Raw genomic sequence first — 15370 nt, forward strand, 5'->3', positions numbered from 1 at the left:
TCCTTTCCGAGAGCGCGCTCGTTACCCGCCGACCGACTCGCGGTAGGCCGCGGCCGAACGGGACAGGATGGTGTCGATGCTGTCGCCGCCGATCGGCGTCATCTTGTAGAGGTCGGGAACCTTCGCGTCCATGGGTGCCCCGGCCGGGGTCCACGGGTCGGACAGCTGCGGGAAGGCGTCATCCATGTGAGTGTTCAGCCAGTCCATCCACGGCAGTTCGGTGTTCCGCACCGCCGTCTGAGTGGAGAGGGAGCCGGTCTTCTCCAGCCACTTCTTGTAGTTGTCGGGCTCGGAGAACATCGCGAGCCACTCCATCGCCAGGTCCTTGTGGCGCGAGCTGGCCGGCACCACCCAGGTGAGGTCCGGCTTGAACGCGACGCGGTTGGCCGCCGGATCATCGGTACCCGGCAGCGTGAAGAACCCCAGGTCGAGCTTCGGGTTGGCCTGCTGGATGGTCAGCCCGTCCCAGGAGCCGTCGAGCAGGAACGGGTAGTCGTCCGCCCGCGTGGCCCAGACACCCGGGGCGGTCTGCTGGGACACGCCCGAGGCGTTGGGCTCGATGTACTCCATGATCTTCGTGTGCCGCTTCGAGATCTCCTGGTAGACCGGATCGGTCCAGGACTGGGTGCCCTTCCAGAAGGCCGTGGCCCGGTCCTCGGACACCTTGACGGACTCCGAGGGCTGATGCCCCTTCATGATCATCTGGTTGGCGATGCCCTGCCACACGCCCCCGTGCATACCGTCCTTCGCGGACACGAAGATCGGTGTGATCCCGGCCTTCTTGAGCTTCTCGCAGGCGTCCAGGAACTCCTGGTAGGTGGTGGGAACGGACAGACCGTGCTTCGCGAGCAGGTCCTTCTTGTACCAGAGCCCACCCGCCCCGACGTACTGGGCCGCCATGACGCCGTAGACCCCGCCCCGGTAGCCGACCGCGGCGGCCTGGACCTCCGGGTCGTACCTCTTCATGAACGGCTGGTCCTTGAGGTCGGTCAGCTGTCCGGAGGAGACCAGCGCGCTCGAACCGCCGGGCTTGAGGTTGGTGTAGTCGGGGGCGAAGCCCTGCTGGGTCGGGGCGAACTGGGCGAGGACATCGACCGACTTGGACTGCAGCATGCTGTTCCACAGCTGCTGCCAGGCGGCGTTGGCGGTCGGCGCCGTCTGCAGTTTGACGGTGACCCCGGGGTGCGCCTTCTCGAACTCGGCGTTGAGCTCCTTGGTGAACTCGACGGCGCCGGGGTTCGTCCACTCCGCGACGGTCAGCGTGACCTGCTGCCCCGATCCGGCGCCGGCGTCGGAGGAAGAGGGGGAACAACCGCCCAGGACAGTGGCCAGGGCGGCCGTCGCGACGAGTATCGCGACGGGGGTGCGGGTTCTCATGTGTGTGACTCCTTCAGGTGTTCGGTCATGGGCGCTGGAGCGCGCCGTCCGCTCGTCGCGGCGGCCTCCACGCGCGACCGGGGGCGGTGCGCGCGGGCGGGTAGGTCAGGGCCAGGCGCTCGTCGAAGCCGACACCGAGCCCGGGCTCGGTGCTCGGCCACAGATGGCCGTCCCGGATCTCGGGACAGCCGGGGAACACCTCGCGTACGGCGGGCCCGAACCGGTGCTGCTCCTGGATACCGAAGTTCGGACTGGCCAGGTCCAGGGCGAGGTTGGCGGCGTGGCCGACCGGCGAGACATCACCGGGCCCGTGCCAGGCGGTCCGGACGCCGAACAGTTCACAGGCACCCGCGAGCCGCCGGCCCGGGGTGATTCCGCCGATGGCGGAGAGGTGGACGCGGATGAAGTCGCACAGGCGCTCCTGGACGACCGGACGGTACTCCGCGGGGTTGGTGAACAGCTCGCCGATCGCGATCGGCGTCACGGAGTGGCCGCGCAGGGTCCTGAGCCACTCGATGTCCTCCGGCGCGACCGGATCCTCCAGATAGAACAGGTCGTACGGCTCCAGGTCCTTCGCGATACGGACGGCGTCGGTGGGGTGGACACGCTCGTGGACGTCGTGGATCAACTCGACCTCCTCACCCACCTCGCGGCGCAGATGCTCGAAGAGCCCCCGCAGGGTGCGCCGGTACGCCGCGGGGTCCCAGGCGTTCGGGGTCAGGGGCGGGCGGGCACCGCCGGGCGCCGCGGCGGCGGGTGCTCCGTAGGTGCCGGCGCCGGGGACGGCGACCTGGCAGCGCACATGCCGGTAGCCCTGGGACATCAGGTCCCTCACCTCGTCGGCGACCTCCTCGGCGTCCCGCCCCGCGGCGTGTGCGTACAGCGGCACCGCGGTGCGGCACCGGCCGCCGAGGAGCTGCCACACCGGGAGTCCGGCCTGCTTCCCCTTGATGTCCCACAGCGCCATGTCCACCCCGGACAGCGCGTTGTTGAGCACCGGACCCGAGCGCCAGTAGCCGCTCACGTGCAGCGTCGCCGCGATGTCGGTGATGTCCGCCGGATCGCGTCCGATCAGCTGCGGCGCCAAGTAGTCGTCGACGACGGTGGCGACCGCCGCCGCCCGCTGGGTGAAGGTGGCGCAGCCGAATCCGTACAGTCCGGGCTCGTTCGTGTCGACCCGGACGACGACGAGCGTCGTCCCGGCCGGGGCGGTGAGGATGGCCCGGACTCCGGTGATACGGACCGCTGACGGCTGCGCCCAGGGCGGTTCGGTGGGCGTGCCGGTGGTGTGGCTCACGGTGTGACTCCTGGTCGTCGGGACGGGCGGAATTCAGGCCCCGATGCCCCAGCGGGTGTCGACACGTCCGCCGGTGAACTGCGCACCGGTACCCCAGAACGGCGCGAAGTTGTAGCAGCCCGACGTCGGGGGCGCCGACTCCGTCGTCCAGTAGGTCGCTCCGTGCCCGGTCGTTCCGGAATCCTGCACCTGGACGGCGAAGGTCATCGGGGTGACACTGCCCGGCCGGGCGTCCCGCACCGCCGTGGCCAGCTCCGGGAGTTGGGTCCAGGCGAGCGCGATCTCATACCTGGTCAGCCTGCCGCCGTCGTCCCGGGACACGAGCACCCGGCCCTCGGAGCCGTCGGTCGGTGTCGCGTCCAGCAGACCGAGCGGCGTCGGAAGCACTGCGTTGGTCGGATAGTAGGTCTGGTAGTTGGTGCCCGGCGCCAACTGCCGGTGCAGCTCGGACTGCCCGCCGGTGGCCAGGGTCGCGACATACAGGTGCGAGGCGGACCGCAGACACTTCTCGTAGTGCGGATCGCCGGCCAGCAGGTCCTCCGTCTTGTCGGCGACCGCGTCGAAGGCCAGTTGGATGCTGTCCGCCTTGAAGGCGAACTGGTACTCGTCGGTCGGGAACGCCGGATTCGACACCTGGAGGTCGTCCTCGATCAGGGCCCTGACGTACAGGAAGCGGTCGTCCCAGGCGGCTTGGAACGTGTAGGTCTTGGTGTCACCGGCCGCGGACACACTCGTCATCGTCACGGGGATGACGTCGCTCCACTGGCTCGCGCTCGCGCCGACGGTGATCTGCCGGAACGGGACGTAGGCGACCTGGATGGTCCGCGACCCGGTCTGGTGCAGGCCCGGACGGCGCTCCACGGTGACGTCGTATCCGACGGTGTAGGTGTTGTCGGCGCTGACCTGGTACCTCGTCACGGGGAAGGAGGCAACGCGGGACTCCCCCGGCCGCAGCCCGGTGATCGGGAGTGCCCGCGACGCCACCTGCCAGCCTTCCGGCGGGGTGATCCTGATCAGCGTGTCCATCGCCTTCGGCGACACGTTCTCCACGCGTATGTCGATGGTGCTCGCCGGGTCCAGCGGCTTCACGAAGGACAGGGGGCTGATGTGCAGCGGGGTGCTGTAGTCGATGTGCGCGCCGTGGGTCAGGGCCTTCTGGAGCGCCTCCGGTGTCAGGTCGCTGTCGAAGTAGACGACCTCCCACGGCTTGAGGGCCAGGGTGACCCGGCGCTTCGTACCGTCCGTGAGCCGGCGTCCGAGGTAGTCGTAGGCACGGATACCGAGGGCGTCGTCGAGGTTGATGGTGCCGGTGTAACCCGCGTCCTGGTGTTCGTCGGTCCCGTCGTAGAGCTGGTCCGCGTAGACGGCGGCCCTGCCTTTGCCGTCCGCACCGCGGAACAGGAAGCCCCAGGTCGACTTCGCGTCCGGATACAGCTCGCCCCGCATCTCGGAGTCTTCGAGCAGGCTCGTCATGGTGGCGTAGGCGACGACCGCGGGCAGCGGAGTCCTGGTCCTGGAGTCGTAGATGTTGAACTCCTGGCCGGAGTACCCCTTGTCGTAGGACAGGGAGAACCAGAAGATCCGGATGGCCGAGTCCTCCTCGGCGCCGGCGAGCATGTGCAGCAGGTAGGTCGGCGCCAGCGTCCTGGCCACACCGTAGTTGGCCTCGTCGGGCGGCAGGTCCGCGAAGTTGTACTGGGTCGCGGTGCCCAGCTCGGTCTGCCACTGACCGGCGCGCCCGTTGGTCCGCGACCAGAGCCGGTCCATCTTGATCTGCGTCTTGGCCATCGCGTACTGGGTCGCGTCGGGATAGCCGTAGGCGTGGTTCACCGAACCGTCGATGTACCCGGTGTCCTTCGAGCCCTGGGCGTAGACGATGTCACGGTTGTACGAGACCGAGCCGCCGCCGATCAGGTTGACGTCCGGGTACTCCGGCCTCACCCGGTCCCAGATCAGTCTGCACATGTCCCGGTAGTCCTGGGCGTCACCGGTCTTCCAGGTCCAGCCGTGGACCCACGGCTCGTTCCACAGCTCCCAGTTCGGGACCAGGTCCTGCAACGGCGCGATCGCGTGGTACACCATCTCCACGTGCGCGGCCATGTCCTTGGGCCGGTTCTGGTGCGGTCTGAGCTGCTCGCCGTTGGGCCCCGGCTGGACGTTCCACGACATGTTGTAGTTGATGCCGCCGAGGGTCTCGATGCCGTGACGGTGCCATTCGGCGATCTCGGCCCGGGCCGCGTCGATCTGCGGCTGCTGCCAGAAGACGCCCGGCCGCGGGGACACGGTGTTCGGCTGGACGGCGTCGATGCCGCGGGTCCACTTCACCCCCATGCGCTGCGCGATTCGCTTGGTGATCGCCGGGGCGGACTCAGGCCGGATACCCAGGCCGAACACCGACTCCGGGCGCCGTCCCTCGACCGCGGGACGGATCACGCCGAGCCCGACGGTCTCGGTGAGCAGGTCCGTTCCCGTCGCGTCCGTCACGGTCGCGGTGACCTCGTAGTGGTCCGGGCCGAGCGAGCCGAGCGGGATGGTGAGGGTGCTGGGGATGCCCGCCGCCGCCGTGAACGGCTCGGCTCCGCTGCCGAGGGGCTCCTCGCCCCGGGCCGAGACGGACCAGGCCACGGTCCCGCTGAGCACGGTCGGGCTGGTGAAGGTGACCAGCAGATCGGGGGAGACCGGGGCGTCGCCGGTCACCGGGTAGAGCCCGGTCGGGTCGGAGAAACCGAGGGCGACCACGGGCGCCGCGGCGCCGGAGGTCTCTGTGCCGGCCAGGGCGGCGGCTTGGGCGCGCGGCGCCAGGGCGCCGGCCGCCGTGACACCCAGGACGGTGGCCGCCCCCAGGCCCACGAGGTTGCGACGGGAGATCTCGCCGGGAACCGGCGATGCCGCGGCGGTGCGAGGACGTCGATCTTGGCTGTCTGACACGAGCGAACCTCTCCAGAACGTCAGCGCGAGGAATGCGTGGGTGGCACCGGCCTGAGCACGCACAGGCCGGAGGGAGGTACGGGGATGGTGTGCGGGCCGGGAGCCAGGGTCCGTACGGACGAACCGGCGGACCGGCCGCAGGCGTCGGACGAGTCGAGACCGACCTCGACGGCACGCCCGCCGATGTCCAGGGTCACGTGGTCGACGGCGGTGGAGTTGACCAGGGCGACTTCGGTGAAGCCTGCGAGATCGAGTGCGGCGAGGCGGTGTTCGGCGTAGAAGGTGATCACGGCCCGCTGAGCGAAGCTCGCGACCACCGTCCCGTAGAGCTGGTCGGGGCGTCCCGCCAGGATCTCGCCCCTGGTGAGGACGTCACGGTGGTCGCGCCAGAATCCGAGCCAGAAGGCCGTCATCGCGCGGTGCTCGGCTGACTGCTCCGCGAGCCGGACGGAGATCTGCGGCGTCGCGTACAGGGCCGAGTGGAGCTGTCTGGCCGCCGCCCGCACCGAGGCCCCGGGGTCCCACATGAGCATGTCCGAGTGGACGGACCCGGCCGTCGCGGCGGCACGGATGTCGAGCGTTCGCACACGGTTGCCCGTCGCGTCGGCCGGACAGTCGCCGGCGCGCAGCAGGTTGCCGAAGCCGAGCATGCCCGGTCCCGTGTACGGCTGCCGGAACTCGATGAGCAGTTCGTCGCCGCGGAGTTCGCGCAGCCGGTCGCGCAATTCCGTCAGGAGTCCCCGCATGGCGAGGCCGATGTCGGTTCCGGGCCGGCCGCCCTCCCCGTCGGCATGCGCCATCTCGTCCGTGCGGACCGTCTCGTCGGCGTAGACCATCGCGAAGTCCAGGAAGTCGATCTTCAGTCCGTCCAGGCCGTAACGGCGTACGAGATCGACGCAGGACTCCACGACGAACCGCCGGGCCTCCGCGTGACGCGGGTCCAGGACTCGGCAGGACAGGCGCGGTACGGCGTGCGGGGCGAAGTCCTTCATCGTCTGGTACGCCTCGGTGCGCTCGCCGAGGAGCAGCGGGGCGATCCAGGCCAGATAGCGAAGTCCCAGGCCCTGTACCGTCCTGACGTGTTCGGCGAAGTCGGGGAACTTGGCCGGGTCCGGACGCCAGTCGCCGCTGCCGGAGTAGCCTGCGCCGTCGGCGTGCCGCTGCCAGCCGTCGTCCAGCAGCAGCACCCCGCACCCGGCCTCGGCCGCGAGCGCGGCTTCGGCCTCGACGCGCGCCGCGTCCACGTCCCGGTGCAGCGAGTACCACGACGAATAGGCCGGGGTGCGGGCCGCGTCGGGCAGCGGAAGTCCGTCGCCCGCCGAGAGGCGGCGGGTCAGGGTCCGCACCGCGTCGGCGAAGGGCCTGCCCGGGGCCTGAACTCGGATACGGCAGTGCTCTTCCGGAAGCAGGTCCATGGCCAGCCAGACCCCGAACCGGGCCGAGGGCTCCGCCACGCCGAACCGCATCCGGGTCGTCGCCGCGACCCGGTCGGACGAGAACGCCAGCAGCGCCGCGCCCGCCGCGTCGTACAGGCAGCCCAGTGGCGCCGAGTCGACGAGGCCGACTGCGCGCCAGCGGCTCGCCCAGTCCGCGACAAGGTGGCGGTCCCAGCCCGCCGCCGGATGCCAGTAGCCGACGGCGTCGCCCAGCGGGACATCCAGGCGCAGCAGTGTCGCCCCGGCTGCGCCGCCCCGCAGGCGGATCACCGCGCCGTCCTCGTCGTGCTCCACTTCGGGGCGCGGCCCCTCCGTCAGCAGGCTGACCGCCACACCGTGCACATGAAGCGCGTCATGGTCGGCCCACAACCGCGCCAGATCCATGATGTCCGCCATTGCCGTTCCTCTCCGAGGTTCGGGCCTGAAACATAGCCAGCCGAGACAACGTTGCCTAGAGCTGCGGCACACTCCAACTCGGTTTCCGGGCACCGCACTTGGAGAGTGGCCTTGACAGCAGCCGCTCTCCTGTCGAGGTGGACGGCTCTTGTCGCTGGTCAGGGCGTCTACGCCCAGGGAACGTCGTCAACTTCTCGTGCGGTGAACCGCGTTGGCGCACGGCTCGCGCGGACGCGCCCCCGTTGTGAAGGTCGGTTCTGAACCATAGCCAGTCGAGACAACGTTGCCTAGAGTCGTGGCACACGTCGATGACCGCGACCGTTCGCGTTCGCCGGTGCGGATCAGCTTTCTGACGGGCCGCCGGACGTGCCGCGCTCGACGAGCGTCGTCGGCACCACGACCGTCCTGGGCCGCGACCTGTCTCCCGCTATCCGCTTGAACAGCAACTCCGCGCCGATCCTGCCCATGACACGTGCGTCGTACGACACGACGGTCAGCGGGCGCGCCATCAGCCCCGCGGTCTCGAAGTCGTCGAAGCCGATCACCGCCACGTCCTGCCGCAGGCGGTTCAGCACCCCGAGGGCACCGAGCGTGATCCGGTTGTTGAGGGCGAACAGCGCGGTGGGCGGCCCCGGCGCCGCCAGCATCTTCTCGACCGCCGCCTCGGTGTCCCGCAGGGTGTGCAGTCCGTACCGGATCAGATCGGGCCGGTAGGCGACCCCGGCCCGTTCGAGCGCGTCCTCGGCGGCCGAGAGCCGCTCGGCCATGGGATGGATGCTGAGCCAGTCCGACAGGACACCGATCCGCTCGTGTCCGCGGGCGACCAGGTGCTCGATGGCGGCCCGCGCGCCCGCCCTGTTGTCGATGAGCACGGTGTCGGCGCGCAGGTTGGTGGGCGGGCGGTCGAGGAACACGGCCGGCGTGCCCAGCTCTATCTCGGCCCGCAGATAGGCGTGGTCGGCGCCACTGCCGGCCGGAACGACCAGCAGGCCGTCGACCCGGTGCTCGCACATCCGCAGCAGCAGACCGCGCTCCCGGTCCGCGTCCTCTTCCGAACTGGCCGTGATCAGCAGGGTGTCGTGCTCCAGGGCGCACTGCGCCGCCGCCGCGGCGATGCCCGCGTAGAACGGGTTGGCCAGGTCCTCGATGAGCAGTCCGACCGTCGCCGACGTGCTGCGCGAGCGCAGGTCCCGGGCCATGTTGTTGCGCCGGAAGCCCAGGCGGGCCACCGCCGCCATTACCCGTTCTGCCAGTTCCGGATCAACGGTCGTCACACCGTTCACCACACGCGAGACCGTTTTGAGGCTGACGTCGGCCTCGCGGGCGACGTCGATCATCGTCGGGCGCCGTGGCCTGGCCGCGCTCGGCCTCGGTGTGGTCATGTACGGAACGCTCCTCTCGGCGGCACGGCGCTGAGAGGCTGCCCACGTTGTCCCGCTGTGCAACCACACAGCCACCGGAGCCGCGCAGGTCACCCTACGCCATCGCCGGCCTCCTCCCCGAGGGGCCCGAATCCGAGGGTGAAGCGCGCCGGGACCGCGGCCAGGTGGTGCCGTGGCTGGACGGGATGCCCGCACGAACCGCTGCCGAGACCGTGGTGTCCGAGGTCGATATTGAGGTGGAGGCGGCCGTCGGGCGTGAGGTCGACGGTGTGGGCCGCGGCCTCCAACACCCCGGTGGGCCACGGTTTCACGGTGAGGTCGAACCAGGGACTGCCCGTGATCTCCAAGCCGCCCGCGTCGTCACCGGAGGGGCCGGGACGGGTGAGGCGGGCCCATCGGACATGCCTGCGGTTGCCGTTCTCCTGCGGGCGTACGTACGGGGTCTGCATCGCGTCGACGGCACGTTCGTACCGCCCCACGCGTACCGCGGCCTCGCTGTCCCGGTAGGCCTCGCCGGGCCCGAGGCCGAACCAGGTGACCCGGTCGAACTCGGCCGGGATGCTCATCGCCACCCCGAGCCTGGGCAAGGGGACGGGCCACGGTCGGGTCGGAGCGGTGTCGACGGTCAACGAGACGCGGTTCCCGGTGCCGACGCTCCAACGGTAGTCGGCGAGCAGCGCGAGGTCCGAGCCCGCCGGGGAGATCCTGGTGCGTACGGTGAGCCCGTCGCCGTCGGTCTCCAGGTCCAGGACCGTGTGCCGGAGGCGGTCCACACCGGCCTGGCGCCATGCGGCGAGCAGCGGCGAGAAACGGTCGTTGTCGATCGGGGCCCGCCACAGATCGACCCTGGGGCCGTCGACGGGCAGATCGCCGAGGCGGGTCAGGGTGCCGGTGACCGCGTCGAACCGCGCGGCGCCCAGGGTGATCGTGTCGCCGTTCCCGCGTGAAGACATGACCGCGCGGGCGCCCTTGGCCGACGGGGGGCCTGACCGGGTGCCTGACCGGGTGCCTGACGGGGAAGTCCGTGCCGCGCTGTCGGTGTCGAGACGGATCTGAGCCCAGGAGACGGTGTGTCCCGCGTCGGCCCAGGGCTCGTCCAGGGCGAGTTCGGCGCGCACGGACAGCCAGCGCTCCCCCGGCCCCGCCGTGTCGGCGGCCTTGGCCAGTGCGTCCGGCCAGTCGACGCGCCGCTGTGCGCCGGGCCCGGTCGGCGGCACGGCCCACTCGCCCTCGGCCACCGGGTCGCCGTCCACCTCCAGGAGCCACATCCAGCGCAGATAGCCGGTATCGCGGGTGTGGTGCAGGTTGCGGACGACCATGCCGCCCTCCGCCTGCCCGGCCTCGATCCGGACCGGCTCGATGACCTTCGCGTACTCCAGCAGTCCGGGTGACGGCGTACGGTCCGGGAACAGCAGTCCGTCGGCGATGAAGTTGCCGTCGTGGACGGGCTCCCCGAAGTCCCCGCCATAGGCGTAGTACAGGGAGCCCCGGGCATCTCGCCGCGCGATGCCGTGGTCGATCCACTCCCAGACGAAGCCACCGGCCAGCCGCGGATGCGCCTCGAACATCTCCTGGTACTCGCGCAGCCCGCCGGGCCCGTTGCCCATCGCGTGCCCGTACTCGCACAGCAGGAACGGCATGGCGCGCCGCCGTGCGTCGTTCGCCGGGTCGCCGGTCAGCGGTTCCTGTCCGAAGGCGACCGCCGCCACCATCGGATAGTCTGCGTACATCACCGAATAGACGTCCGTGTAGGCGCAGTTGTCCCAGTCACCCTCGTAGTGGATGAGCCGGTCCGGGTCCCGGTCGCGGATCCACCCGGCCATCGCCTCCAGGTTCGCCCCGGTGCCCGCCTCGTTGCCCAGCGACCACATCACGACGCTGGGGTGGTTCTTGTCCCGCTCGACCATCCGCTCGGCCCGGTCGAGCAGCGCCGCGCGCCACGCCGGGTCGTCGCTCGGGTTGCCGCGCCAGGCGTTCTTCGAGAAGCCGTGCGTCTCCAGATCGCATTCGTCGATCACCCAGAGCCCGTACTCGTCGCAGAGGTCGAGGAACGCCGGGTCCGGCGGATAGTGGCTGGTTCTGACGGCGTTGATGTGGTGACGCTTCATCAGGAGCACATCGTCCAGCATGGTTTCCCGGGACAGTGTGCGTCCGGTGAGGGGATGCCATTCGTGCCGGTTGACGCCGCGGAACAGCAGGCGTCTGCCGTTGCCGGTGAGTACCCCGCCCTCGACCGCGACCCGGCGGAAGCCGATCCGGATCGGCGCCCGTTCCGTGGCCGTCGCCAGCTCCCCCTGGTAGAGCCGCGGTTGTTCATCGCTCCAGGGAGTGACGGGCACGGTATGGGGTCCGGCCGGGTCGGCGTCGACGAGGCCGAGCTCCGGGACGGTGAGGCGGACATCGCCGTCGACGTCGACGCGCAGTGTGCCCAGGCCCGACCGGTGGTCGTAGTCGGCGTGGACGAAGAAGTCCGCGATTCCCCCGGCGGGCCGGGCCAGCAACCGTACCGATCGGAAGATGCCGGACAGCCACCACATGTCCTGGTCCTCCAGATAGGTTCCGGCGGACCACTGGTGCACCCGGACCGCCAGCACGTTGCGTCCGGGGCGCAGCACGCCTGTGACGTCGAACTCGGTCGGCAGCCGGCTGCCCTTGCCGTCACCCAGGAGCACGCCATTGAGCCAGACCGCGAAACAGGAGTCCACGCCCTCGAACCTGAGAACCGCCGTTCCCCCGTCGGCGAAACCCGCTTCGGCGTCGAACTCCCGGCGGTACTCCCCCGTCGGGTTCTCGTCGGGCACCCGGGGCGGGTCGACGGGGATTGGATAGGTGATGTTCGTGTAGGCGGGAGCGCCGAACCGGGCGGGCTCCGGGGCGCCGTCCAGCTGCCAGCACGAGGGCACCGTGACGCGGGGCCAGGCATCCGCGTCGAACGCCGGATCCTCGAATCCCGGGGTCAGGTCGTGGAGCCCGGCGGCCAGTCGGAAACTCCACGAGCCGTCCAGTTCCACGGCCGGTGCGTCGGAGCTGAAGGAGGCGCGGGGCCGTGCCCGGCCGTGGCCGGGTGAGACGTCCTCGACGTAGGAGTGCGGGGTGCGGTTCCGGTGGGCGTGGTCCATCGGTTCGACCGGTCCTTTCCAGAGGCTCTGTCATGTGGCCGCGTGGGGCGGCGCCGTCGACGCGCGGACTCTCAGGGTGCTGGGTACGACGCTCTCATGCTCCGCCGGCGGCCGTCCGTCCAGCAGATCGAGCAGGATCCGCGCGGCCCGCCGGCCCACGTCGACGCTGTGCAGGCTGACGCTGGTCAGTGGTGGATCGATGAGTTCCGCGGCGGCGGTGTCGTCGAAGCCCGCGACCGAGACATCGGCCGGCAGCGCTCGTCCGTCCTCCCGCAGCCGGCGCATCGCGCCGAACGCCATGCCGTCGTTGAAGGCGAAGATCGCGGTGGGCGGGTCGGTCCGCGCCATCAGCCGTCCGGCCGCCGCGTAGCCGGAGGGCGCGGTGAAGTCACCGTGCTCCATCAGGTCGTCGGGAAACGGGCGGCGTACGTCGGCGAAGGCGCGGCGCAGCCCCCGGAGCCGGGCGGCCATGGCGAGCTGGTTCTCCGGCGGGCCGTTGACGACACCGATCCTGCGGTGCCCCAGGGCGAGCAGATGCTGGGTGACCGCGTAGGCGCCGCCCTCGTCGTCGGGGTGAACGCAGTGCAGGTCTTCGCCGGTGTAGCCGATCACGACCGTGGGATAGCCCGCCGACCGCAGGGCGGGCAGCGCCTCGCCACCGACGCCTGCCTCCACGAGCAGTCCGTCGACCTGGCGGCGCCGGGTGAACCGGCGATGGGCCGAGGCCGCGTCGTCGGGCACCTCCCGGGTGGACAGCAGCAGGCCGTAGCCCCGGGCGGCCAGTTCCTGGTCCGCTCCCCCGACCAGGCGGATCAGGTGGTCGTTCGAGAACGCGAAGCCGGGATTGTGCGGAAGGACCACGCCGACGATCTCGGTGCGCCCGCTCGCGAGGGCGCGCGCGCCCGCGCTCGGACGGTAGTCGAGCAGGCGCATGGCGGAGAGCACCTTGTCCCGGATGCCGCCGGTGACCGTGGGGTCGCCGTTCACCACCCGGGAGACCGTCTGGTGCGAGACACCCGCCTTGGCCGCGACGGTGCGCAGAGTGGGCCGATCGGACACTCAACAACCCTTCATTCAGTGACCGTTCATATGAAGCAGACCGGATCATACGGTCCTCGGTCGCCCGGCGAAAGAAGCGTCACATGGATTGACGCACCACCCAACCCGCTCTAGCTTCAAGGCAGTCAAGTGAACGGTCACTTCATGTCTGGCCGACCGGCAGAGGCTCGCCGAACGAAGGATCTCCTGACCATGAGCGACAGGAACTCGGAACGGAACCTCCCCTCACCCCGTACGGACGGAGTCACCCGCCGCCAGGCGCTGGTCTTCGGCAGGAACGCCGCGATCGCCACGGCACTGGCCGGCGCCTTCTCCATCGAGAGCGCCGCCGGAGCGGTGGCGAAGGGCCATACGCCGGGACGCCTCGCCGGGGCGGCGCCCGCCGTCTCGTCGGCGGTCAGCGCCCTGAACGTCGTCACCTCCTGGACCGGGAACTCCTTCTCCGGGGCCACCGAGTGGGTGCAGGACTTCATCTTCAACATCGCCGTCGCCGGCGACGGCACGGTCTACACCGTCAGCTTCTGGGACGAGGCCGGCAACTACGCGGGCATCTACAAGGACGGCCACCTCGCAGGGAATTGCAAGGGCGCCAACGGCGACGCGGTCGCGGTCAACGGGGCCTATGCCTACCTCAGCGTCGGCAACGGTCTGACGCGCTTCGCCCTGAACGGCACCGCCACGTCCTTGACGTTCAACGTGGGCAGCCCGCCGGCCGCGGCGGCGGCTTCGGCGACCCAGGTGGTGGCCACCGACCGGGTGGCCAACCAGGTGAAGGTCTTCGACGCGGCCACCGGATCGCTCCTGCGGAGTTGGAGCGTCAACAAGCCGGGCGCGGTGGCGATCGACCCGGCAGGCGGCATCTGGGTCGTCGAGAACATCACCCGTGACACCAACGACGGACACTTCTGGCACGTGGACTCCGCGCGTCCGGCGCGCGTCCTGCACTTCTCCAACACCGGCAGCGCGCTGCCCGGAACCATCAGCGGGCCGGCGAGCGACTGGATTCCCACCTCACTGGCGATCGATGTCCACGGGGACCTGCTGGTCGGCGACAACGGCCCGCTGCGCCAGGTGCACACGTACGGCAACCTGGCAGGAACGCCGACCCGGACACGGAGCCTGGGCCTCGCCGGCGGCATCGGGGCGGGGACGCCGGGCCGGAACATCGCCGACAAGTTCTTCGGCATCGTCGGCGTCGGCGGCGACGCGGCGGGCAACGTCTACGTCGCGATGTGCGAGTTCGGTTCGTGGATACGCAAGTTCGACCCGCAGGGCAACCTGGTCTGGCAGCTCCAGGGCAGTGCCTTCGTCGACGGCGCGGACTTCGACCCGCAGTCCGACGGGCTGGACGTCTACACCAAGCAGTGCCATTACCGCATCGACGTCACCAAGCCACCAGGGCGTGATGTGGCCTGGCGCGGCTACTCGCTCGACTCCGTCAAGTACCCCCAGGACGCCCGGCTGTTCCTGACGGGCCACCAGCATCACGCCGCCTCCCCGTTCCTGCGGCGCTTGAACGGCTCCCTGTACATGTACGTCACCGGCATGTACTGCTCGCACCTGCTCATCTACCGGTTCGAGGGCGAGATCGCCAAACCCTCCGGCGCGATCTTCAAACAGCACTGGACCGGGGACGATCCCACATGGCCGCCCTACCAGCCCGCCCAGGGCCAGTGGATCTGGCGGGACATGAGCGGGAACGGCGCGTTCGAGGCCGGTGAATACCTTCAGCCCGGCAACGGGACCAACTCCCCCGGCAACTGCTGGGTCTGGTTCGTCGACACCGACGGCGACATCTGGGAGGGCGGGGACCGCAACCTGCGCCGCTATCCCCTGCAGGGCTTCGACCCGCAGGGCAACCCGGTCTACGACTACGCCGGCATGGAGACGATCGCGCTTCCCGCGCCGTTCACCACGGTCCGCCGCCTGCACTACGACGTGGCCGACGACGTCATGTATATGTCCGGGTACACACCCACCGCGCTGTTCGACAACGCCTACTGGAAGGAGGCCGGCAAGGTCCTGGCGCGCTACGACCGTTGGAGCACCGGAAACCGTACGGCGACCTGGACCATGCTCCTCCCCTGGGACACCACGGCGACCCCGGCGGTGACGACGGTGAGCCTCGCCTTCGCGGGCGACTACATCTTCACGGTCGGTGTGCAGACCCGCGGCCAGGTCTGGGCCTTCAGGGCGAGTGACGGAAGCGCCGTGGGCAACTGGCTCCCGGGCAGCAATGTCGGCGGCGTCGACCGGACCGGGTGGGTCGACCTCCCGTACGGCATCTCCGCGGTCCGCCGCTCCACCGGGGAGTACCTGGTCAACGTCGAGGAGGACCTCTTCAACAAGGTGCTGCTCTACCGCTGGGCGCCCTGA

Annotated in this window: 8 protein-coding genes; 1 reads left to right on the forward strand and 7 read right to left on the reverse strand. The window is 70.2% G+C overall.

Annotation, left to right across the window (positions count from 1 at the left end; genetic code table 11):
* Window positions 1-21 precede the first annotated feature (21 nt).
* The 7 genes from ACFRKB_RS21005 to ACFRKB_RS21035 form a co-directional block, all read right to left on the reverse strand.
* Window positions 22-1377 (reverse strand): ABC transporter substrate-binding protein, encoded by a 1356-nt coding sequence (locus ACFRKB_RS21005; protein WP_383107690.1) that lies wholly within the window; start codon window positions 1375-1377, stop codon window positions 22-24.
* 25 nt (window positions 1378-1402) lie between these two features.
* A complete protein-coding gene (locus ACFRKB_RS21010; protein ID WP_383107692.1) occupies window positions 1403-2674 on the reverse strand; it encodes an enolase C-terminal domain-like protein in 1272 nt (423 codons plus the stop codon).
* Window positions 2675-2707: 33 nt separating this feature from the next.
* Window positions 2708-5602, reverse strand: a complete 2895-nt coding sequence (locus tag ACFRKB_RS21015; protein WP_383107694.1) for a sugar-binding protein — start codon at window positions 5600-5602, stop codon at window positions 2708-2710.
* Between the two features lie 20 nt (window positions 5603-5622).
* Complete coding sequence (locus ACFRKB_RS21020; RefSeq protein WP_383107695.1) at window positions 5623-7434, reverse strand: glycoside hydrolase family 36 protein; 1812 nt, start codon at window positions 7432-7434, stop codon at window positions 5623-5625.
* Between the two features lie 341 nt (window positions 7435-7775).
* Complete coding sequence (locus ACFRKB_RS21025; RefSeq protein ID WP_383107697.1) at window positions 7776-8816, reverse strand: LacI family DNA-binding transcriptional regulator; 1041 nt, start codon at window positions 8814-8816, stop codon at window positions 7776-7778.
* Window positions 8817-8905: 89 nt separating this feature from the next.
* A complete protein-coding gene (locus tag ACFRKB_RS21030) occupies window positions 8906-11935 on the reverse strand; it encodes a glycoside hydrolase family 2 TIM barrel-domain containing protein (RefSeq protein WP_383107699.1) in 3030 nt (1009 codons plus the stop codon).
* Between the two features lie 30 nt (window positions 11936-11965).
* Complete coding sequence (locus tag ACFRKB_RS21035; protein ID WP_383107701.1) at window positions 11966-12994, reverse strand: LacI family DNA-binding transcriptional regulator; 1029 nt, start codon at window positions 12992-12994, stop codon at window positions 11966-11968.
* Window positions 12995-13186: 192 nt separating this feature from the next.
* Here ACFRKB_RS21035 and ACFRKB_RS21040 point away from each other — a divergent pair, with 192 nt between their 5' ends.
* Entirely contained in the window at window positions 13187-15370 is a 2184-nt protein-coding gene (locus tag ACFRKB_RS21040) for an NHL repeat-containing protein (RefSeq protein ID WP_383107703.1), read from the forward strand.

Origin of the sequence: Streptomyces scopuliridis, assembly GCF_042790125.1 — a bacterium.
In the GTDB taxonomy this organism is placed as follows: domain Bacteria; phylum Actinomycetota; class Actinomycetes; order Streptomycetales; family Streptomycetaceae; genus Streptomyces; species Streptomyces scopuliridis_A.